General features: G+C 73.6%; 20 protein-coding genes and 1 pseudogene. 6 read left to right on the top strand and 15 right to left on the bottom strand.

All coding sequences use genetic code 11. The annotated features are described in order from the left end of the window. Positions 1–9: 9 nt before the first annotated feature. From QOZ86_RS08605 to QOZ86_RS08645, 9 genes are all read right to left on the bottom strand, one after another. On the bottom strand, positions 10–162 hold the full coding sequence (locus QOZ86_RS08605; protein ID WP_284491545.1) for a hypothetical protein: 153 nt from the start codon (positions 160–162) through the stop codon (positions 10–12). Positions 163–330: 168 nt separating this feature from the next. Beyond that, a complete protein-coding gene (locus QOZ86_RS08610; protein ID WP_284491546.1) occupies positions 331–1,077 on the bottom strand; it encodes a DUF4352 domain-containing protein in 747 nt (248 codons plus the stop codon). Positions 1,078–1,293: 216 nt separating this feature from the next. Next, positions 1,294–4,473 carry an acetyl-CoA carboxylase family protein gene (locus QOZ86_RS08615; protein ID WP_284491547.1) on the bottom strand — a complete coding sequence of 1,060 codons (3,180 nt, stop codon included), beginning with the start codon at positions 4,471–4,473 and terminating at the stop codon, positions 1,294–1,296. A gap of 112 nt (positions 4,474–4,585) precedes the next feature. Further along, on the bottom strand, positions 4,586–5,677 hold the full coding sequence (locus tag QOZ86_RS08620) for a ScyD/ScyE family protein (RefSeq protein WP_284491548.1): 1,092 nt from the start codon (positions 5,675–5,677) through the stop codon (positions 4,586–4,588). Positions 5,678–5,843: 166 nt separating this feature from the next. Beyond that, positions 5,844–6,977 (bottom strand): OmpA family protein, encoded by a 1,134-nt coding sequence (locus QOZ86_RS08625; protein WP_284491549.1) that lies wholly within the window; start codon positions 6,975–6,977, stop codon positions 5,844–5,846. Positions 6,978–6,991: 14 nt separating this feature from the next. Next, positions 6,992–8,320 carry a hypothetical protein gene (locus tag QOZ86_RS08630; protein ID WP_284491550.1) on the bottom strand — a complete coding sequence of 443 codons (1,329 nt, stop codon included), beginning with the start codon at positions 8,318–8,320 and terminating at the stop codon, positions 6,992–6,994. After that, positions 8,317–9,036: a hypothetical protein gene (locus QOZ86_RS08635; RefSeq protein ID WP_284491551.1), complete on the bottom strand. Its 720-nt coding sequence runs from the start codon at positions 9,034–9,036 to the stop codon at positions 8,317–8,319. Before QOZ86_RS08635 ends, QOZ86_RS08630 begins: the two co-directional genes overlap by 4 nt. A 296-nt stretch (positions 9,037–9,332) precedes the next feature. Beyond that, positions 9,333–9,815: a hemerythrin domain-containing protein gene (locus QOZ86_RS08640; RefSeq protein WP_284491552.1), complete on the bottom strand. Its 483-nt coding sequence runs from the start codon at positions 9,813–9,815 to the stop codon at positions 9,333–9,335. Next, positions 9,812–12,046 (bottom strand): DUF222 domain-containing protein, encoded by a 2,235-nt coding sequence (locus QOZ86_RS08645; protein WP_284491553.1) that lies wholly within the window; start codon positions 12,044–12,046, stop codon positions 9,812–9,814. The genes QOZ86_RS08640 and QOZ86_RS08645 overlap by 4 nt, the downstream gene beginning before the upstream one ends. A 140-nt stretch (positions 12,047–12,186) precedes the next feature. Here QOZ86_RS08645 and QOZ86_RS08650 point away from each other — a divergent pair, with 140 nt between their 5' ends. The 4 genes and pseudogenes from QOZ86_RS08650 (at position 12,187) to QOZ86_RS08665 (ending at position 14,201) form a co-directional block, all read left to right on the top strand. Next, entirely contained in the window at positions 12,187–13,086 is a 900-nt protein-coding gene (locus QOZ86_RS08650) for an SMP-30/gluconolactonase/LRE family protein (RefSeq protein ID WP_284491554.1), read from the top strand. A gap of 68 nt (positions 13,087–13,154) precedes the next feature. Further along, positions 13,155–13,446 (top strand): annotated as a pseudogene (locus QOZ86_RS08655) (HNH endonuclease); the annotation flags it as partial. A 183-nt stretch (positions 13,447–13,629) separates the two neighbouring features. After that, positions 13,630–13,827: a ribbon-helix-helix protein, CopG family gene (locus tag QOZ86_RS08660; protein ID WP_284491556.1), complete on the top strand. Its 198-nt coding sequence runs from the start codon at positions 13,630–13,632 to the stop codon at positions 13,825–13,827. Next, positions 13,824–14,201: a type II toxin-antitoxin system death-on-curing family toxin gene (locus QOZ86_RS08665; RefSeq protein ID WP_284491557.1), complete on the top strand. Its 378-nt coding sequence runs from the start codon at positions 13,824–13,826 to the stop codon at positions 14,199–14,201. The genes QOZ86_RS08660 and QOZ86_RS08665 overlap by 4 nt, the downstream gene beginning before the upstream one ends. A gap of 36 nt (positions 14,202–14,237) precedes the next feature. On the opposite strand, the gene QOZ86_RS08670 is transcribed toward QOZ86_RS08665, so the two are convergent. Both QOZ86_RS08670 and QOZ86_RS08675 read right to left on the bottom strand, forming a co-directional pair. Further along, positions 14,238–14,363 (bottom strand): Lsr2 family DNA-binding protein, encoded by a 126-nt coding sequence (locus QOZ86_RS08670; RefSeq protein ID WP_284491558.1) that lies wholly within the window; start codon positions 14,361–14,363, stop codon positions 14,238–14,240. A gap of 90 nt (positions 14,364–14,453) precedes the next feature. Then, positions 14,454–15,200, bottom strand: coding sequence for an ERCC4 domain-containing protein (locus tag QOZ86_RS08675; protein WP_284491559.1), 747 nt, complete (start codon positions 15,198–15,200; stop codon positions 14,454–14,456). 84 nt (positions 15,201–15,284) lie between these two features. Between QOZ86_RS08675 and QOZ86_RS08680 the strand changes: the two genes are divergently transcribed. After that, the gene (locus QOZ86_RS08680) at positions 15,285–16,406 is read left to right on the top strand and encodes an ADP-ribosylglycohydrolase family protein (protein ID WP_284491589.1); all 1,122 of its coding nucleotides are present in this window, start codon (positions 15,285–15,287) and stop codon (positions 16,404–16,406) included. A gap of 31 nt (positions 16,407–16,437) precedes the next feature. Then, positions 16,438–17,106, top strand: coding sequence for a helix-turn-helix domain-containing protein (locus QOZ86_RS08685; protein ID WP_284491560.1), 669 nt, complete (start codon positions 16,438–16,440; stop codon positions 17,104–17,106). Between the two features lie 13 nt (positions 17,107–17,119). On the opposite strand, the gene QOZ86_RS08690 is transcribed toward QOZ86_RS08685, so the two are convergent. From QOZ86_RS08690 to QOZ86_RS08705, 4 genes are all read right to left on the bottom strand, one after another. Next, positions 17,120–18,139 carry a GGDEF domain-containing protein gene (locus QOZ86_RS08690; protein ID WP_284491561.1) on the bottom strand — a complete coding sequence of 340 codons (1,020 nt, stop codon included), beginning with the start codon at positions 18,137–18,139 and terminating at the stop codon, positions 17,120–17,122. A 291-nt stretch (positions 18,140–18,430) separates the two neighbouring features. After that, on the bottom strand, positions 18,431–18,952 hold the full coding sequence (locus QOZ86_RS08695; RefSeq protein ID WP_284491562.1) for an NUDIX hydrolase: 522 nt from the start codon (positions 18,950–18,952) through the stop codon (positions 18,431–18,433). Positions 18,953–19,044: 92 nt separating this feature from the next. Then, positions 19,045–19,212: a hypothetical protein gene (locus QOZ86_RS08700; RefSeq protein ID WP_284491563.1), complete on the bottom strand. Its 168-nt coding sequence runs from the start codon at positions 19,210–19,212 to the stop codon at positions 19,045–19,047. A gap of 314 nt (positions 19,213–19,526) precedes the next feature. Beyond that, entirely contained in the window at positions 19,527–20,849 is a 1,323-nt protein-coding gene (locus QOZ86_RS08705) for a DUF6884 domain-containing protein (RefSeq protein WP_284491564.1), read from the bottom strand. Positions 20,850–20,854: the final 5 nt, after the last annotated feature.

A 20,854-nucleotide genomic window follows, 5' to 3' on the forward strand; every position in this document is an offset into this window, starting at 1 on the left:
GTGCTCAGGTCAGCGCATGCGGCCCTTGCCGCCGCCGCTGTTCTTCTTCTGGAAGTCCGAGATGAACTTCTTGATCTTCGCCTGGTTGTGCGGCTTCTTGGCCTCCGAGATGACCTTCGCCGCGACACCGGACGCGATGAGCTTGCGGATCATGCCTGCCATGGTGGGCTCCTTGGGGTTGCGTCGGACTCCTACCTGCCCTGCCGGGCGCGTGCCCAACCACCGGACCGCGGCGCTCGCCCGGCCGTGTCGATCACTAGATGTTCGAGGTCAGAAAAACAGCGCCAGGGGCGCCCCGCGGTGCGGGGCGCCCCTGGCGATCCGACTTCGTTACTGGAGGGAGACGGTCACTCCGCCGGAGAACGCAGAGTCGTGGAGTTCGACCGAGGTCGGCGTCGTACCGGCCGGGACGTCGAACACGACCTTGCTGTTCAGCGTGTTCCCGGGATTGATCTCCTCGTAGATGGACGAGGAATCCTCGAGGTAGATGGCCGCCTCGGTGTCGGCCGAGAACTCCTGGCCCTGGGCGTTGAAGAGCTTCGCGTTGTCACCGAAGAAGCTCTGCGCCGAGTCGCCGACGTTGGTCACAGCGACCTCGACCACGCAGAACTGCCCCTGCGCGTCGGTGCCGAACGTCGAGTTGCCGATGCGGGTCAGGCTGCAGTCGACGCCAGAGACGACGAAGCTGAAGTCGCCGTCCGCGGCTGCCTCTCCGATTCCCGGGTTCGACTCCTCGGGTGCCACCTCCTCGGGTGCCGCCTCCTCGGCCGGCGCGACGGGAGCATCTGCCGCCGCAACGTCGGACGAGCCCGAGGCTGCAGTGCCGGTGTCACCGCTTCCGCCGTTGGTCATGTTGGCGATGATGGCGATCGCAACGATCACCGCAAGGACGATGAACCACTTCTTCTTGTAGAACGGCGTCTTCGCCGGCGGCTGCGGAGCCGGTGCGCCGAAAGGCTGCCCCTGAGGCATCTGCCCGTACGGCTGGCCCTGCGGTCCGCCGTACGACTGATCGCCCTGCCACTGCTGGGCGCCCTGCGGCGGAACCGGCGGTGGCGCATAAGGCGGCTGAGTCACGTGTTTCTCCCCGTCGATCAGGTCGTTGAGGCCGTCGTCGAGGACCGACACGTATCGATCGCTCTCTGACCTCGCCGCACCGGACGGTGCCACAGGATCAGTTGCTTAACGCGCTTTACGACTCCGTTTCGTCTCTCAATCAGCCCAGGCGTAACACGAACCTCAGGACTACCCGTGCAGCCGCTCGGACGACACCCCAGGAAGCCGAGCGGCCCCTCACCAGGTGTCCACATGCCCCCTCCGCCTCGCCGGCCGGGGCGAGGTGGCGACCTCGCGGGTGAGCGTGGCGATCCAGCGGCGGGTGCCGGCCGGGTCGATGACGTCGTCGATCTCCCAGTGGGCGGCGACGTTGAGCCCGCGGCCGTTCTCGTATGCGGAGGCGACGGCGGCGTCGTAGAAGGCGGCGCGCTCGGCGTCGTCCTCGATGGCGGCCAGCTCCCGGCGCATGCCGAGGCGCACCGCGCCCTCCAGGCCCATCGGGCCGAACTCGCTGGTCGGCCAGCCGACGGTGAACCGCGGCACCTTGAGGCTGCCGCCGGCCATGGCCTGGGCGCCCAGGCCGTAGGCCTTCCGCACCACGACCGTCCCGATCGGCACGGACAGGTTGGCGCCGATGACGAACAGCCGGGAGAAGTGCCGGACGGTGGCGGTCTTCTCCGACTCCGGGCCGACCATGAAGCCCGGGGTGTCGCACAGCGAGACGACCGGCAGCCCGTGCGCGTCGCACAGCTGCAGGAAGCGGGCGGCCTTGTCGGCGGCGTCGGCGTCGATGGCGCCGCCGAGGTGGGTGGGCACGTTGGCGAGCACCCCGACCGGCGCTCCTTCGACCCGCGCCAGGGCGGTGATCATCCCGTGCCCCCAGCCGTCGCGGAGCTCGAGCACCGACCCCTCGTCGGCCAGCGCCCGCAGCAGGGCGCGCATGTCGTAGGCCCGCTTGCGGTTCTCCGGCACCAGGTGGCGCAGCGCCCGCTGGTCGGGGGCGGTCCAGTCGGCCACCGGCCCCTGGAAGTAGGAGAGGTACTGCCGAGCCGCGGCGACGGCGGCGGCATCGTCGGCGACCCGGACGTCCACCACCCCGTTGGCGTGCTGGACGTCGATCGGGCCGATGTCGTCGGGATCGACGACGCCGAGCCCGCCGCCCTCGATCATCGCCGGGCCACCCATGCCGATGGTGGCGTCCTCGGTGGCGATGACGACGTCGCAGGTGCCCAGCAGCGCGGCGTTGCCGGCGAAGCAGCGGCCGCTGGCGATGCCGACGGTCGGCACCAGCCCCGACAGCTTCCCGAACAGGGTGAAGGCCATGGTGTCCAGCGCCGAGACGTGCGGAGAGTCGACGTCGCCGGGCCGCCCACCCCCGCCCTCGGCGAAGAGGACCATCGGCAGCCGCCGCTTCTCGGCGAGCTCGAACAGCCGGTCCTTCTTGAGGTGTCCGCGCATGCCCTGGGTGCCGGCCAGCACCGTGTAGTCGTAGGAGACGACGACCGCCGCGCTCCGGTCCCGGCCGACCAGGCCGCCGTTGACGTCTGCCAGCCCGCCGACGACACCGTCGGCCGGGGTGCGTTCCTGCAGTTCCTCCTTGCTGCGGCGGCGCTCCTGGGCGGCGAACACCAGCGGGCCGTACTCCAGGAAGCTGCCCTCGTCGACCAGATCGGCCAGGTTCTCCCGCGCGGTCCGCCGGCCCTGCGCGTGCCGCCTTGCGACGGCCTCGGCGCGGTGCTCGTCCAGGCCCATCCCGTGCCGGCGGCGCACCTCGGCGAGGTCGGGGCGGTCGGCATCGAGGTCGAGGCCCTGCGCCGTCTCCTGCTCGCCGGGCTCGGAGTGCGCCACGTCGGCGAGCAGCTGGCCCTGCCGGACGGTGTCGCCGACCCGCACCGCGATGCTGCGCACGGTGCCGCCGGCCGGGAGCGCGACGACGTGCTCCATCTTCATCGCCTCGAGGACGACCACCGCTCCCCCGGGCTCGACGGTGCTGCCGGCCGTCACCTCGACGGCGACGACGGTGCCCGGCACCGGGGCGCGCAGCCCCTCGCCCTGCTCGACCTCGACGGTGTCCCCGGCCAGCTCGGCCAGGTGGTCGTCGACGAACGTGGTGGTCGCGCCTGCGATGTCGGGGTGGGTCAGCAGCGCGCGGAGGAAGCCGGTGTTGGTGGCGACGCCGTCGACGTGGATCTCCGCCAGCGCGCGGTCGAGGTGGCGCAGCGCGTCGGCGAGGCCGCCGTGCCGCTCGTGCACGACCACCTTGGCCAGCAGCGGGTCGTAGCGCGGGCTCTGCTGCGCGCCGGGGCGAGCGGCGGTGTCGACCCGCACGCCCGGACCGCCGGGCAGCACCAGGCCGGTGATCGTCCCGGCCGACGGGACGACGGCGCCGTCGGCGGTGAGCGTCTCGGCGTTCACCCGCGCCTGCACCGCCCAGCCGGCCGGGCGGGGTGCGCCGTCACCGAGGCCGAGCTCGGCGAGCGTGGCGCCGGTGGCGACCCGCAGCTGCAGTCGCACCAGGTCCAGGCCCAGCGTCTCCTCGGTGACGGTGTGCTCGACCTGCAGCCGCGGGTTGCACTCGAGGAAGACGGTCCGCTCGGGCCGGACCAGGAACTCGACGGTGGCCAGCCCGCGGAGCCCGACCTGGGTGGCCAGGGCCGCCGCCGACTCGTGCAGCTGCTTCCGGACGGCGTCGGCGAGGTCGGGCGCCGGGGCGATCTCGACGACCTTCTGCCGCCGGCGCTGCAGCGAGCAGTCGCGGTCGCCGAGGACGACGACGTCCTCCTGCGCGTCACCGAGCAGCTGCACCTCGATGTGCCTGGCGCCCTCGATGAACTCCTCGGCCAGCAGTTCGCCGGTGCCGAAGGCTACGCGGGCCTTGTCCGCGAGCTCGTGGATCGCGGTGGCCACGTCGTCGCCCCGGCGCAGGATCCGGGTGGCCCGGCCGCCTCCACCGAACCGGGCTTTGAGCATGACCGCGCCGGTCTGCTCGAGGAGGCCGGCGACGGTTGCCGGGTCGCCGTCGCCGCCCCGTGGGACGGGGACGCCGGCGGCAGCGGCGGCGTCCCGGGCCGCGGCCTTGTCGCCGAGCACGGCCAGCGTGTCCGGTCGCGGGCCGACCACGGTGAGCCCGGCGTCCGCGCAGGCGTTCGGCAGGTCGGTGCTCTCGGAGAGGAAGCCGTAGCCCGGGTGGACCAGGTCGCAGCCGGTGGCGAGCGCCGCCCGCACGATGTCCGCGGCGTCGAGGTAGGCGGCCGGGCCGCTGCCCGCGAGGACGTAGGCCTCGTCGGCCGCGGCGAGGTGCGGGGCGTCGGGTTCGTCGGCGGCGGTGACGGCCACCGAGGTCATGCCCTCGGCGGCCGCCGCCCGGGCGATGCGGACGGCGATCTCACCGCGGTTGGCGATCAGCAGGCGGGCCACCGGGCGATGCTCGCAGACGCCTCCGACGGCGCTGTGGCGGTGGTCACCCGCACACGACGGTGCCGCGACCGGTCCTGCCGGCCGCGGCACCGTCGTCGGTCCGCCCGGTTGCTCAGGGCGTGCTGAACGCCCGGTCGCTGATCCGCTGCACCTCCCCGGCGCTCGGCATGCCCAGGAAGCCCGCCACGCTCCACGCGGAGGCGTGGAGCTGGCCGTCCTCGACCTCCAGCCCGGTCGGCATGGTCACCTGGATGGTGGTCCGCTCACCGTTCGGCAGGATCTCGGTGATCTCACCGATCGTCGCCGGGTCGAAGCCCTCCGGCGGCTCGTCCGGGTTCATCGGCGCATTCGCGATCACATTGGAGACGTAGACCTTCCCGTGGTCGACGGCGACGCCGGTGACGGACGTGAGGTCCTCGATCACGCGCACGACCTCGCCGTGCCGGTCCAGGACGTAGACCCGCCCTGCCCCGGGGACCTCGGCGCCCAGCGTGCCGACGTAGATGTGATCGCGGGGGCCCTCTGCGATCTCGGTCGGGACCGGATCGCAGCCGACGGTGCCGGGGTTGTTAGGGGCGGTCTCGCAGCCGGGCACGTCCGTGATGACCGGCGGGACGAAGAACGTGCTGATCTCCCCGCTGCTCCGGTCGATGGAGAGGACGGCGTTGGCGCCGGCGTCGCTCACCAGGATCCGCTTGTCCTGGACGAGGACCGAGAACGGGTTGGACAGCGTCTCGACGGGCTCCTCGGTGCCCTCCACGAACTGCTGCTGACCGTCCGGGTTGTGCTCGAGCTCGTAGGCGAGGAGGTCGAAGGAGCGGACGATCTTCCCGTTCGGCTTGGCCTCCAGGAGGACCTGGCTGGGAACGCCCTCCACGGGCGGGCCGAAGGTCTCTCCCACCGCGACGTAGAGGCGCCCGTCCTGGTAGTCGACCCCCTGCGCGTTGCCCAGGCCGGTAAGCAGCGTCTCGACCCGGCCGCGCCGTGGGTCCACCGACGACACCTCACCGCTGTCGGACTCGGCGACGACGAGTCGATCGCCGGTGTAGTCGCTGAGCTGGCGTGGCCCGTCGAGCCCGCCCACGACGGTGGTGATGGGTCCGCCGTCGCCGTCCTCACCGCCTTGCGCGTTCGCCATCGCCGGCGACACCGTCATCAGCGCCGTGACCGCAGCCGCCCCCACGGCCGTCCTGCTGCACCTCATGCGTCTCTCCCTGCATCGGAGTTCCCCGAGAACGCACGGGAAAGTGCCAGGGAGTTCCCGGCGTCAGCCAGGCCTTTGCTCCTCCCCCCGCCGGGCTCCTGCGAGGCGTCGCTCCCTGTAGCCACCCCCGAGCCATCGGTCGGCCTGGCCGGTGCCGGGATCTGGCTCAGCCGCAGGCCACGCCCCCACCGGCCAGCGTGACCGTCACGGCGCGGTTGGCCGCCAGGTCGTCCGGGTCGTAGCCGGGGAAGTCGCTGCCGAGCCCGGTCACCGTCATCCGGCCGGCCGGCACCCCCAGCTCGGCGAGGACGTCGGCCACGGCCTGTGCCCGCTGCCGGCTGAGTTCGACCTGGCCTGCCTTGTCGCCGACGTCGGCGGTCGTCCCGGTCAGCGCGGCCGTGAAGCTGCCGGCCCGCACCCTGTCGGCGAGGGGCTGCAGGGCGGCGAGACCAGCCGCCCGATCGAGGAACTCCGCGCTGTCGGCGACGAAGGCGATGTCGTCCTCGCCCAGCGTCACCGTCCCGCAGACCGGCCCGGCGCCGGGGTCGACGGGCGTGACCGCGGGAAGCGTGCCTCCCGGCCGGCCGCTGAGCGGCGTCGGGTCGACGAGCACCTCGGCCGCACCGGCGGCCTCGGCGATCGCCGTCCAGATCGCGATCAGGTTGATGCGCTGCGGGAGCGGCAGCGGCTGCTGCGGCGCCACGACGTCCCCGAGGCCGGCGAGGACGACATCGATCCCGCGCAGGTCGGGGAGCGCGCCCGCGTCCTCGAGCCCGGCGGCCAGGGTGGTCGGGTCGGCGTCGAGGAGCGCCGGATCGGCGTCGAAGTCCAGCGCGCCTGCGGTGGAGAGCCCGGAATCGACGACGACGAGCGTCCGGGTCCCGGTCGCGGGATCCAGGGCACGGGCGGCGAGGTCGAGCGCGGTCAGCAGGTCGGTCTCGGCCGTCTTCGCCCCGGCTCGGGCGAGCATCTCGTCGATGAGCTGCCGGTTGCGGTCGCGGTCCTGCTCCTGGACGACGGAGTTCTCGTCCCGCGCCGCCAGCACGCCGGCGCCGTCGAGCACGAACGGTTTCCCGTCCGCCACCACGATGGACAGCTGCGACTGGGCGACGAGCGCGGCCTCCCGGGCATCGGCCGCCGCACCGGGAAGCGCCGGCGGCGGGGTGTTGCTGCGGGCACCGACGACCAGCGCCAGGCCGCCGGTGGGTTCGACGCTGTCCGTGCAGGCCGCGGTACCGGCGAGCAGGGCGACCGACGCGACGACCGCGGCGAGCCGGTGCAGGGCCGGGAATCCGGGCACGAGAAGTCCTTCCGTCAGTGCGCGCCGGCGTGCCGGCCACGGCCATTGCCGTTGCCGTTGCCGTTGCCGTGGGTCGGCGCGAACAGCTCGACCGGCGCAGCCGGCCAGGGGGCGAGCGGCCCGAGGGGGCCCGGCGTCGCCGGACGATCCGCGGACTGCCCGCGTCCGGAGACGAGGTTGTTGGTGGTGGCCGGGTCGCCGAGGAAGCCTGCGATGTGGATCCGCGCCAGCTCCTTGAGCTCCGCGATCTCCGCGTCGACGCCGGCTGCGGCGGCTGCCGTGCGCGCCGCCGTCCGCTCGACCTCGGCGCGGGCGTTGGTCGCGAGGCGCTCCGCCTCGACCGCCTTCCGCTCGGCGTCGGCGGCCGCGCGCTGCTGGGCGGCGAGGTCCCGGCGGAGGGTCAGGTAGGCCGTCATGCGCGGGTGGTGGTCGGAGAAGCCGATCCAGAACGCGAGGATCCCGGAGCCGACGTACAGCGCGGCAAGGAGGACCGCGGGGAGCAGCGGGTCGACGGCGGACGCTGCCGCGGCGGTGCCGCCGAAAGCGACCTGGCCGGTCGCGGCGGTCGGATCCTGCACCTGGGTGCGCACGTAGAAGGTCGCCGCGCCGAGCGCCAGCCAGCCGAGGGTCATGACCGCGATCGCCGTCCGGCCCAGGCCGCCCTGGCCCTCGCGGAGGTTGCGCGCCGTCCGGCCGACGACGTGCATGATCCCGACCGCCGCGGCGGCCAGCGCGATGGTCAGCGTCCAGACCATGTAAGCCTGCTGACCGGTCATGCCGGCGAGGGTGACGTAGAAGGCGGCCAGGTCGCCGGCGGTGGCGAGCAGGAGCAGCAGGATGCTCACGAACCGCCAGCCGCGCTGTGGCGTGAGCCCTTCCAGCGCGTCGACCGACGGGCGCGGCCGGCGCCGCCGGTCGGTGCTCGCGCCGGTCGCTGCCTCGGCGGGTGCCAGCAGCCGCTGCTCGAAGATGCCGACCAGTCGCTGGGTGGAGTCGCGCTCGGCCCTCGTGGCCTCGGCCTTCCCACGGGCGGCGACGGCGGCGGCCTCGTACCGGCCGGCGGCCAGTTGGGCGACGGCGTCGGTCTCGGCGGCAGCCACCTCGTGGTGGGCGATCCACTGCGGGCGCAGCGTGTCGATCCAGGCGTCGAGGGCGTCGCCGTTGCCGGCGTCGAGCGCGCCGCCGGCGTGCAGCTCGGTGACCGCCTTGTGGACGGCGTCGCGGGCGTCCTGAGCGGGCAGACGGGGCGGCAGCGGCGGGTCGGCCGGATGGCGGAAGGCCCACCCCTCGGCGCCGTCGACCGCGCGGCCCGGGAGGGCGTCCTGCGTGCGCTTCCGGCTCATGCGGCGGCCCCGGGTTCGCGGGAGGCCGGCGTGAGGTCGTCGGTGAGCGCCCAGGACGGCGGTGCGGCGAGCGTGCTCGCCCAGCTGCTGACGAGGGCTTCGCGCTGCGGGTGGCGGCGGATGAGGGCACGCCGGTAGACGGCGGCGAGCCGGTCGGCGTACTCGACGAGACGGAGCACGCGGGAGCGGGCGACGTCGGCCCGGTTCTGCCGGCGGGCCTCCAGCTGCGCCTCCTCGGCGAGGGTGGCGTCGAGCCGGAGCTGGGCTTCCAGCTGGGCGGCCTTGGCCGCGTCGGCGATCCGCCGGTGCTCGGTGGCGCGCCGCTCGCGGACGAGTTCCACGGGCACGTCCCGCTCCCCCGGCTTGCGGCGGGTCAGCTCCTGCTCGGTCGGCCGGACGGCGGCGCGGATGGCCGCCTCGGTGCGGACGGCCAGGTCGCGCTGCAGGGCGGTGAGCTGGCTGTCGATCTCGGCCAGCCGGACGTCGATGGCGCGGATGTCGGCGTAGTACTGGGTGCGCTCGTGCTCGCAGGCGTCGTCCCGGCGGGCGACGAGGTCGCGCAGCACCGGAGTCGTGTCGGCGTTCAGGCCGATGGGCAGGCCCGCGCGCCGGTCGCTGCGGGCGATCCACATGAGCCGCCAGCGGACGGGCCAGAAGACGGGCAGCGAGCGGTACGACGGGTCGAACCGTTCGCCCTTCGATGTCGTTGCAGCCACAGCGTGTCCCCCCGTGGCGGGCCGCACCCCCGCCGGTCTTCCGTGGGGTGCAGACGCAACGAGTCGTGCCGCGTCGCAGATCCCCCCGTGGAACGCTCCCGTCGTGCGACTGATCGAAGCCTGCATCGGCAGAATTCCGGTGACGGTGTGCAACCAGAGGCTAGGAGCGCCCGCCCCTCGTGAGGCCCGTTCGTCACGGAAAGTGCTGGTATCCCCCTCCGAAGGGTGAGGAACGGGGCCGCCGGGTCACCCGGACGCGCGACCGCCGTTCCCCCGTTCGGGACCACCGCCCCGCGTCACACGAGCCGCAGGGCCGCCCGCTTGAGCCGGACGATCAGCCGCATGCCGCCGGAGCGGGTCAGTTCCAGCTGCCGCTGCCGCAACTGGGCGCCGAGCTCCTCGAGGCGCTCCTCGCCGAGCGCGTGCGACTGGGGGAAGATGCGCTGCTCCTCCTCCATCGTGTGGTGGCGCAGCGTCTTCTCCAGCATGCGGACCTCGGTCGTGAACTCGGGATCGTCGGTCGCGGTCCGCATCACGGTGGCGAGCTGGTCGTCGATCTGGCGGTGCTCGGCGTGGGCCAGCGAGAGCAGCGGTGACACGTCACGAACGGCGGGGTAGAACAGCTCGTCCTCGATCTGGGTGTGGATCTCCAGCTCGCGCAGCAGCCGATCGCGGAGCTCCTCCCGTCGCCCGAGCTGCTCGCCGGTGGTCTCCGCCAGACCGCGGAGCAGGCCGCGCAGCACGTCGTGGTGGGCGATCAGGACCTCGTCGGCCTTCATCGGGACGCCTCCTGGATGGCGGTGACCGCGGTGGCGGTGCGCCAGTCGGCCCGCCGGCGGACTTCGACGCGCCCGTCACGGATGCGGGCGTCGAAGCAGGGCAGCGAAGCGGTGGAGGGCCCCTGGCTGGGTTGTCCGGTGGTGAGGGAGAACCGCGAGCCGTGCCAGGGGCAGACCAGCTCACCGCGGTGCAGCCAGCCCTCGCCGAGCGGGCCGGCCTGGTGCGGGCAGCGACCGCCGACGGCACGCACCGCACCGTCGGTGGCGACGAGCACGACGGGCATGCCGTCGACGTCGACCGGCACCGGTTCACCCTCCGGTAGGTCCGCTTCGGCGGCGACGTCGACGAAGCGTCGTGGTTCGTAGCTGCGGACGGCGTGGTCGGTGCCCATCCCGTGCCGGTAGGCCAGCACGCCGCCGAGCCAGCCGCTGGCGAGGGTCATCGCGTAGCCGGTCGCGGCGGTGACGCGGGCGCGGGTGGCCCGGCCCCGCTTCCGGTCCGCCAGCGACCAGGTGTAGAGCCCGAGGGCGGCGCTGTTGAGGCCGGCGTGCACGAGCCCGACGCGCCGGGCCTGGTCGTGGGCGTGCTGCCAGTCGGTGAACCCGGTGGCGGCGGAGGCGACCGCGCCGGCGACGCCGACCTGCACGGCGGTGCGGGCGGCCGGCCCGGAACCGGTCCCGCCGCGGCCGGTGGCGTCGAGCACGTCGAAGGCAAGGGCCGCCGTCCAGGAGCCGATCGGCACGGTGACCAGCGCCGGGTGCAGCGGGTGTCCCAGCCAGACTCCGTGCAGCACGTCCTGCAGTGGGCGGGCGTAGCGCCCGGTCAGCAGGAAGGCCAAGGACACGCTGTGCTCGATCGGATAGCTGGGGGCGTCGAGGACCTCCCAGCGCTCGACGGCTCGCAGTGCCCGCTCGAACAGCCCTCGCACCCTCACCGGCGCACGCCTCGTCGACCCATCCGGACCCCGTTCCCCACCGGCGGTGGTGGGAAACAGCCAGGTGACAGCCGTGCACTGGTGAACGGCTCTGACGAGCAGCGGTGTGCCGACGAGGATCTCGGTGCCGTCGGGCCGGTAGGTGTGCCATCGGCCCTGGCGATCTCGCTCGATCCGGAACCCGTGGTGGACCTTCGTGTGATGCCGTTCGCAGAGCAGGGCACCGTTCTCCAGCGAGGTCTCCCCGCCGAAGATCCAGTGGATGAGGTGGTGTACCTCGCACCAGTGCTTCGGCGCCCCGCAGCCGGCGAAGACGCAGGTGTCATCGCGCAGCTCGATCGCCCGGCGGAGGTGCGGCGGATAGATCCGCTTGGTGCGGCCCACGTCCAGCGGGAGCCCGTCCCCGTCGACCAGGACGGGGACGACGCTGCCGTCGCAGGCGAGCTGCCGCGCCTTCGCGGCCGAGATCAGGCTCCCGAACGCGGTGGTCGCGCTCGCCGGGCAAGGAGCCGGGTCGAGCAGGTCGCCGGGCTGGATGGTGACGACGACGGTCGGCTTCACCGTGCGCAGGAACGGCAGGACGCCGGAGGACAGCTGGTTGTCGGCGAGCTGGACCAACGCGTCGGCGAGCTGCTGGGCGCGGGTGCGCCGGTCACCCTTCGGACGGTCGGCCTGGACGATCGCCTCGAGCGCCGCCTGCAGCTTCTCCCCGCCGACCGCATCCAGCTGGCCCCGGATCATCAGCGTGCCGTCGGCGAACGACGAGAGGGTGAGCGACCGCTCCTCGGTGGGATCGGGCTCCGGGCCGTCGGGATCGAGGCGGGCGAGGTAGTGCTGCACGACCCGGCCCAGCTGCTTGATGTCACGGGAGACGGCGACCGCGGTGAAGACCTGGTCCAGTTCCGTGAGGTCCAGGCCCTGCTCGAGCGCCGCCGCCCGCCGGCTCTCCTTCACGGCGGGCGCGATCACCGAGACGTGGTCGGCCGACACCGCCCCCTCGGCGAAGGCGGCGGCGAGCGCCGGCAGGTGGTCCAGGGCCCGGCCGTTGCGGACGAGCTGGCCGGCGGCCGCGGCGCTCAGCCGGCCGCGGCCACGGAGCCAGGACTGCATGGACTTCGCGCCGTCGTCCTCGGACGCCTGCTGCAGTTCCGCGGCCCGGACCCGGCGGGTGAGCTGGGCGTCGATGCGGTTGCGCGCCTCGAGCAGCTCGGTGATCTCGTCCAGCTGCTGCCGCGGCGGAAGTGTCCGGACGTCGTCCGCGGCCAGCGCGTCGAGGGCCGACTGCAACTCGCTCACGACACCTCCTCGCCATCCGAACGCATGTACGAAGCCTACTGCCTCCGGCCGACCTGCCGCGACACGAATCCGCAGGTCAGCCGCCTGTCCACGGATCGTCCGGTCGTGCTGCCCGGCGGGAGGTCGTAGCGTCCGCAGGCATGGCAGAGCGAGCGTTCCGGACGGTGCTGGAGGGCGGTTCGTACTTCGAGGGCCCGCGGTGGCACGGCGGTGCCTGGTGGGCGTCGGACTTCTACCGGCACACGGTCAGCCGGGCGGCGCCCGGGGGCGGCGAGACCGTCGTCGCCGAGGTGGAGAACCAGCCGTCCGGGCTGGGCTGGCTGCCCGACGGGTCGCTGCTGGTCGTGTCGATGAAGGACCACCGGCTGCTCCGCCTCACCGACGGCGAGGTCTCCACGCACGCCGACCTGTCCGACGACTGCGGCGGGCACCTCAACGACATGGTGGTCGACGCGTCGGGGCGGGCGTTCGTCGGCGACTTCGGCTTCGACCTCATGGGCGGCGGCGCGCCGGCGTCGGCGTCGATGAAGCGGGTCGACCCCGACGGCACCGTGACCGTGGTGGCCGAGGACCTGCGGTTCCCGAACGGCTCGGTCATCACCCCGGACGGCGGGACGCTGATCGTCGGCGAGACGTGGGGCAACCGCTTCACCGCCTTCGACATCGCCGCGGACGGGTCGCTGTCGGGCCGGCGGGTGTGGGGTTCCTTCGGGCCGGAGCCGGTGGGTGGCTCGATCGAGGAGCTGCTGGGCCAGGTCGTCGTCGCGCCGGACGGCTGCACCCTGGACGCCGAGGGGCACATCTGGGTCGCCGACGGGTTCGGGTCGCGGGTGCTGCGGGTGGCTCCCGGCGGCGCGATCGTCGAGGAGATCAGCGCCCCGGACGGCATGGGGGTCTTCGCCTGCGCGCTGGGTGGGGACGACGGCCGCCAGCTGCTCATGTGCTGCGCGCCGGACTTCTACGAGCACACCCGCGCGCCGGTGCGCGAGGCGGTGCTGGTGACGACGGAGGTCGCCGTCCCGCACGCCGGGCTGCCGTGAGCCCTTCTCGCCGTCGGCGACACCAGCTGTGAAGGGCCCGGCCGCGAGCGGCCGGGCCCTTCACCATGGGGGCGGCGCACGTCCGGTGGTTCGAGCTGGGCGGCCCCGACGAGCTCGACAACGGACTGGCGCTCTGCTCGCTGCACCACAAGCTCGTTCGACCGCGGCATGCTCGGGCTGGACGACGACCTCGCGGTGGTGGTGTCGCAGCGCTTCTCGGTGCGGACGGCGACCGGGCGCTCGGTCCACGACCTGCACGGGCACCTGCTCCGGCCGCGCCGCGGCACTCCCCTGCCGGCGGAGCGGCACGTGGCCTGGCATCGCGAGCAAGTGTTCCAGGGCCTGGCGCTGGTCGGCTGATGACCGATATCGGCCTCCGGACGGCGCGTGCCGGCCGTTCGTCCGCGCCCTCCGCGCAGCGCAGCTGCCGACTGCGAGCCGGACCGGCCCGCCGAGGGCACCCGCGCCGCCTTCTGTGGCCCCGGGGGAAGGCTCGAGAAGCGTCCCAAATGGTATCTACCGCGGTATCATCGCGGGATGGCCATGACTCTTCGACTCGATGACCAGGAGACCGACGCGCTGCGCCGGAGGGCGGAGCTGGAGGGCCGCTCGATGCAGGAGATCGCCCGGCAGGCGGTGCGCGACTACATCGAGCGCAGCAGCAAGCGCGAACTGCTGGATCGGGTGCTCGACGACGAATTGCCCCGCTACGCCGAAGCCCTCGAACGCCTCGGCCAGTGATCCACCTCGACCTCGACGACCTGCTGCACGTGGCCGCCCGCACCCTGGGCGACGTGCAGGTGCGGGATGCCGGACTGCTGGAATCCGCTTTGGCGCGGCCGCGCGCCACCGCGTTCGGTGAGGACGCCTACCCCTCGATCCACGAGAAGGCGGCGGCACTCCTGCACTCCCTGGCCCGCAACCACGCACTGGTGGACGGCAACAAGCGCCTGGCGTTGGCGGGGACGATCGCGTTCTACGGCCTCAACGGCCTCCGGCTGACCCTGTCGAACGACGAGGCCTACGACCTGGTGATCGCGGTGGCTGCGGGAGACCTCGACGCAGTCGAGCCGATCGCCGCCCGGCTGGCCGCAGGCACCGAGCGCTGGGCCTGACGCGGGCCGCCCCCTCGCCATCGGATGGTCCACCGGTCAGCCGGCCGAAGCGTGGAAGCGACGGTGGAGGTCGGCCGGTATCCGGCCGCGGTCGCTCACCTCGATGCCCCGCGTCCGCGCCCAGGCGCGGATCTCCGCAGCCAAGGCGGGCCGGGCCGGCACCGGCCGGCCGGGAGCGAACGAGCCCTCGACCGCCTCGGTGGCACGGGCGGCGCCCAGTTCGGCGAGGCAGGCGCCGAGCCAGCGGTAGGTTCACTTCTGCGCCAACGGGCGGGTCTCGCAGAACACGACCGGCACCGACGGGAAGCGGGCCTGGGCCTCCGCCAGCGCCTCGGCGATCCGGGCGCCGGGGCTGTGCGGCAGCTTGAACAGCCGGCTGTAGCGGTCCTCCACCACGACGGCGGCCCGCGGCAACGCCGTCAGCTCGGCGAGGGCGTAGGTCAGCTTGCCCGACAGCAGGCTGCCCGCGAGGTCCTCGAGGGTCTTGCGCTCGACGGCGGCCACCACGTTCCCCGCGAGCTCGACGGCGTAGTCCCCGGCGGCGAGCCGCTGCCGGCGGGTGGTGGCCTGCTGGGAGCCGAAGGCGTACGGGTACTTCTCGCCGCTGTCGACCAGGATGTCGAGCACCTGCCCGTGAGCCCGAGCGGTGGGCAGGTGCACACCCGGGCGGGCCTGCTTCGCCGTCCGCGGGGACTGCCAGAAGATGACCTCACGGCCGCGGGCCCGCGTGATCACCAGCTGCGAGCGGTTCTCCCGCCCGCGGGCCAGCACCAGGTCGATCGCGGGACCACGGCGGGAGCAGGAGCGGACAGGGTGACGTTCCACGATCTCCGCGTCGTCCGGCCACTCCTCGGCCCGGTGGCAGTACACCTTCGCCGCCCGCGGCCACGGCTGCTTGGCCTTGACGACGACACCGGCCGGACCCAGCGGGATCCGCACCAGGTAGGGCAGCGTCGAGTCGGGGTCGGGGTTGCGCGCCACCAGCAGGTCGTCGACCACGGCTCCAGCCTGGCACGGCGCCGTCAGGATCTTGCGACGCCGTCCGGACGGACGCTCGACGACTACCTGGCGACCAGCGGCCCCATATCTAGACGGACGGGGCCCGCCCGGGGCTCGGCGACCGAGATGTGCGGCGGCGGCCCGGGCGACCGGGAACCGGGCGAATTCACCGACGACACCCAGATGGCCCTCCTCGTGGCGGCGTCGTTGCTGGAGCGCGGCGGCCTCGACGAGGCCGACCTCTTCGACCGGTTCCACACCTGGGCGGCCGCCGGACCGCCGAACATCGGCACCCAGACGCGCGCCGTCCTGGGATCCGGCCGGGCGTGGGACGTCGCCGCCACCGACCACTTCGCGGCCACCGGCCGCGCGGCCGGCAACGGCTCGCTGATGCGGACGACGCCGGCGGCGATCTGGTTCTCCCGCTTCGGCACGGCGGCGACCATGGACGCCGCCCGGCGGATCTCCGCACTCACCCACGGCGACCCGTCCGCGGGCGAGGGCTGCGCGATCTTCTCCGAGCTGGTGCGCGTCGCACTGGAGGGCGAGGACCCGCTGGCGGCGATCCCGGCGGCGCTCGAGCACGTGGCGCCCGAGCACCGCGACCGCTGGGCGGCGGTGCTCGCGCCGGTCTGTTTCGGCATGGGCGCGATCCCGATGCGCTGGGCGTCGGCGGTGCACGGGCGGGTCCTCGGCGTCGGCGACCGGGTGTGGCGGGGGAACGACCTTCAGGAACTGTCGGCGCAGCTGGACGGGAAGGAGCCGGTGCCGTTCGAGGCCGGCGTCATCTCGCGGATCGGCCCGACGGAGGTGCTGCCGGGCATCTGGGCGGGCAACCTCGACGGCGCCCGGCACAGCGAGAGCGACTTCGCCGTCATCTCGCTGTGCAAGCTCGGCGAGCCGTTCGGGCACGAGGTGCACCGGATGGCCTACGTCGCCGACACCGACCACAACGCGGACCTGGACGCCGTGCTGGCCGACGTCCTCGACGACCTGGCGGCGCTGCGCGCCGAGGACCGGAAGGTGCTGGTGCACTGCCACGGCGGCGCCTCGCGCACCGGGCTGGTGCTGCGGGCGTGGCTGGTGCGGGAGCAGGGGATGTCGCCGGACGAGGCGACGGCGCACGTCGTCGAGCGCTGGCCGCACCTGGGGCTGTGGAACCAGAGCTTCACCGCGGCGCTGGAGCGGGTGCGCCGGGGCGGTTGACGGACCATGTCGCTGGAACGACGCTGTCCGCATGAAGCTGGTGACGTCGCAGCAGGCCGCGGACCGGATCGGGGTGTCGATCCGGCAGGTGCAGCGGCTGGTGGCCGGCGGCTCGCTGGTGGCGGTCGGCATCGACCGCATCGACGCCGGATCGGTCGACTCGTGGCTGGCGCAGCGCGACGGCAGCCGGCTGCGCGCGTGGGAGGAGCCGACGGCGTGGGCGGCGGTCGCGCTGCTGGAGGGGCGGCCCGCGCCGTGGCTCGGGCAGTCCCAGCGCTCCCGCCTGCGATCTGCGCTCGCCGGCGCGACCGCCGCCGAGCTGACCGCCCGGACCCGCAACCGCGCTCAGGTGTGGCGATTCTCCGGAAAGCCCAGAGCGCTCGACCGCCTGGCGCGCGAGGTGATCGCGTCGGGCGCGACCCGCGGCGTCGGCGGGCTCCCCGCGGCGGCCGACCGGCTCGACGGGTACGTCGACCATTCGGCGCTGCAGCGGCTGGTCACCCGGTCCCACCTGGAGGCCGACCCCGGAGGACGTGTCACCCTGCGCGCGACGGGCATGCCGGCCGACGTGGTCGCGGCGCTGGCCGGCGGCACGAACCAGGTGCTGGCCGGTCTCGACCTCGCCGGTTCCAGCGACGCACGGGAACGTTCGGCCGGCCGGCGGCTGCTCGACCGCGCCAGGGCGCGACTGCGTGGCTGAGATCCTGCGGCCGTCAGGCCGTGCGCGCCGCCGTCCGGTCCGGGACGGCGTGCGTCCGGAGCCCGGACGGAGCGCTGTCGTCGAGCTCGGCCCGGCCACGGCCGGCGGCCTTGGCCTCGTAGAGGCCCCGGTCTGCGCGGCGCATCAGCTGGGAGGCGCTCTCGCGGGGATGGTGCTCGGCGACCCCGCACGACATGGGGATGTCGGGGTGGGCGGCGCAGATGCGGCGCACCAGCGCGAGGGCCGCCTCGCCCGTCGTCCGCGGGAGCAGCAGGGAGAACTCGTCCCCGCCGTGGCGGGCCAGCACGGCGCTGGCCGGCAGCTCGCGCCGCCAGGCATCGGCGACCCGGCAGAGCATCCGGTCGCCGGCCTCGTGGCCGGCGGTGTCGTTGACGGCCTTGAAGCGGTCGAGGTCGAGGAGCACGGCAGACAGTGGCTCGCCCGTCCGGTGCGCCTCGGCCATGAGTTCCTGCAGCGCGTCGTCGAAGCCCCGGCGGTTGCACAGGCCGGTGAGTGCATCGCGGCTGGCCGTGGACGCCCGCATCACGAGCCTCCGGGTGACGACGCCGAGGGCGACGAGCACGAGGTCGAGGCCCAGCGCGGTGGTCAGTGCAACGCCGCCGGTGACGAGGAGCGCGACGGTGGTGCTGGAGACGGCGACCACCAGGTGCGCCAGCGCCTGCCGGCCGGAGAAGAACAGGTGTGCGTCGACGACGACGAAGGCGGTCAGCGTCGCGGCGGCGAGGGCGGTGACCGGATCGGGGCTGACCAGCACCGCGATGGTGATCAGGACGGTCGCCGCGATCACCGCTACGTGGAACGCCGGCCGCGGCCAGCGCGCCGCCCGCCGCGCGGCGACGGCGGAGCCGGCCAGGGCGACGAGCGACAGGCAGAGGAGGATCCACCGGCCGGCGCCCGGTTCGGCGCCGGCGGTGATGAACAGCCCGGCAACACCACCGAAGGCGTAGAAGGTGGCCAACGTCTGCGCCATGACGCGCGTCGTCGCCACCTCGGGCGCTCGGGACCGGATCACCACAAGAGCGTCGGCCGACGGAGCAGTCGACTCAATGCCCCGAACGGACGGGTTTGATCCCGGGGCCATCCACGGTGCGTCACTCCCCCGAAGGACCGGGTGAATCCGCTGGCCCGACCGGGTGGTCGACGTCGGTCGAGGTTTGGGCACGAGGACTCCCGCCGCCGGTGGCGCCGTCCGGGCGGGCACCGGTCACTCGTCGGGATCGGCCAGGACGTCGGTGCACCGTCGGCACGTGCGACCTCCGTTCGCACCGTCCCCGCGACGAGAGGACGCGAACCATGGCACGGCCTACCGACAGAACCGGAGGCGGCGGCTGGGCACCCGATCCGCCAGCGGCCCGTCCTCGTGGACCCCGTAGCCGAGCCAGGCCCGCTCCCGGGCGACGACCGGTCCGTCCGCGCCGATCTGGCGGCATCCGGGCGAGCACTCCCCCGTCCTCGCGGAGACGACGAAGCAGGTGACGTTCGGCCAGCCGGCGGCGGTGCAGAACTCGCCGATGTCGGCCAGCACCCGGGACGCGGCGATCGGCGCCAGGTCCGGCTGCAACGCTCGAGCGAATTCCCCGTACGTGACCGGTCGGTCGCCGGTCCTGGCGAGCTGCTGCAGCAGCCGCAGCCCGTCGACCATGCGGCGCTCCCGCCCGGCCGGCCACGCCATGCCCTCGAGGTAGCGGGACAGGACCGGGTTCATCCGCGCCTCACCGTCGTCCTTCCGCGCCCAGAGCGGGCCGCCCATGTGGCCGAGCAGGACCTCGACCCGGCCGCCGGAGCGGCGGTACAGCAGGACGCCGGAGCTGCGGACGGGTGGCACTCCGTCAGCCTGGCAGAAACCGTCGGGCGGTCCCTGCCAGCAGACGGGGCACCGGCCGACGGAACGGCAGATTCCGCCGAGCGGGCGGCCGGTCAGCGCGTCTGGTCGCCCTCGTCCGGCCGGGGCCGGTGTGCTGGACGCCGCTGGGAAGCGGGCTCCATCCGCTGGGTGGTATCGAGCTCCTCCGTCTCCGGGGAGGCGTGCCGCCCGAGCCTGGGGATCTTGAACTCAGCCGTCTCGTCGAGCAGGTGCTTGCCCACGCCGCCGTCCTTCCGTAGAGGTCTTCTCCAGCGTACGGACGAGTTCCGGTCCGCCGCGGAGCTTCCGAGAAAGGCCTGGCGGGTTGTGACCGGCGGGACGGGTGTGACGGTCGGCGGGGCGGCGGCGCTGCGATCCCCGTGGTGAAGGAGCTGCGCCCGCCTGGGCACCGCCGATCACCAGCTGGCACGGGCGCCCGGGATTCGCTGTCCGGTGACACTCCTGACTTCGTGAGTGCCGTGCGCGGCCCTGACGCTACGGTGCCGTACAGCCCGGGTCCCCGTTCCCGCGACCGAGGGTTCCCCGAAGCCCTGTCCTATCGCTCTCTGATCGCCGAGCGGAGAGTGCTCAGGGCCTTCCGCAGCGGCGTCGGCGGAACGTCACGCAGGTTGAGCGGTGCATCGGTGAGCTCCAGGAGGCGGATCTCCCCGGCTGTCACCTGCTCCGGAGGCAGCGGCAGCGTGGCCACGCGCAGGTGCGCGTGCATCCACGTCGTGAGATCTGCCTCCGCGATCGGCGGCTGACCTGGCCGGGACAGGCACGCCGCCAGCGTCAGGCGGAACGTCGAGAAGTTGCGATTGCCGCCCAGGTGCATGGTGGCCACCCGGCCCCGCAGCGTGTTGGTCGAGCTGACCCCGTTGGGGCGAACCCCGCCCGCACGCCCGGCGTAGACCAGCCCGGGCGGAACGCGGTGACCGAGTCCGGCGGAGAGGTCGCGGGCGCCCTCGGTGTCGGCCCACCAGCTGTAGAGCCCGGGCCGGTCGGACGACGTCCGCCCGGCGGCGAGGAACTCCTCCGGGGGTACGGCGTGGCGCTCGTCCAGCAGCGAGGTCACGTCCGGAGGTCCGGGGACGTCGACCGCCGACTCATCCGGGCTGCCCGGCGAGCTGCCGTACCACGCCAGCCGCCGGCCGAGTCCGAGGCCGGCGAGCGGCTGGGTCAGCGTGGCACCGACATTCGCGAGCGGGCGGATCAGGGGCTCGCAGTAGGCGCCGCCCGCATGTGCCTCCACGGTCATCCCGCGGAGGGCGTGCCGTTCGCCGAGCTGCGCCACCACCCAGTCCGCCCAGGCGCTGCGGTACCGGGCTGACTGCTTCGGCAGGTAGGCGTCGTAGGACGCGATGACCTCGTCGGGGTGGAGCAGGCCGAACTTGGCGCTCAGCACGTACCAGGGCTTGCCAGAGCGGGCGGCGAGATCGCGCGCCTTCCGGAAAGCGACCCCGGTGAACAGCTCGGCTGCGGGCGCCGGGCCGGGAGCCTTGGACCCGGAGCAGCCGACGAGGACGACCCCGGCGCCGGGATCGTCCGCCGCGGCGCTCCCGACGGGGCGGTCTGATCTCACCGGGGACGGGGCCTGGGTCCGCGCATTCGTCGTCCGGACCGTCCCGGTGGTCTGCCGACCACTCCTCCACGAACTCGTGCGGAAGCCGAGTCGGCCGAGGATGTCGAGTGCACGGTGCGACGTGAATGTCGACCGGTCCAATCCGGTGGCCAGGCCGAAAACCTGTTTCGGGGGCCAGCGGATGCCGTCGACGTCCACCCAGTGCGTGCGCACGTCTTCCGGGGCGCACCCGCGCAGCGCCGCCCGGACCACATCTGCATCCAGTGAGTACCGGACACCCTCGTGCGCGAACTCCACGACTC

Origin of the sequence: Blastococcus capsensis (assembly GCF_030165005.1) — a bacterium.
Lineage (GTDB): Bacteria > Actinomycetota > Actinomycetes > Mycobacteriales > Geodermatophilaceae > Blastococcus > Blastococcus capsensis.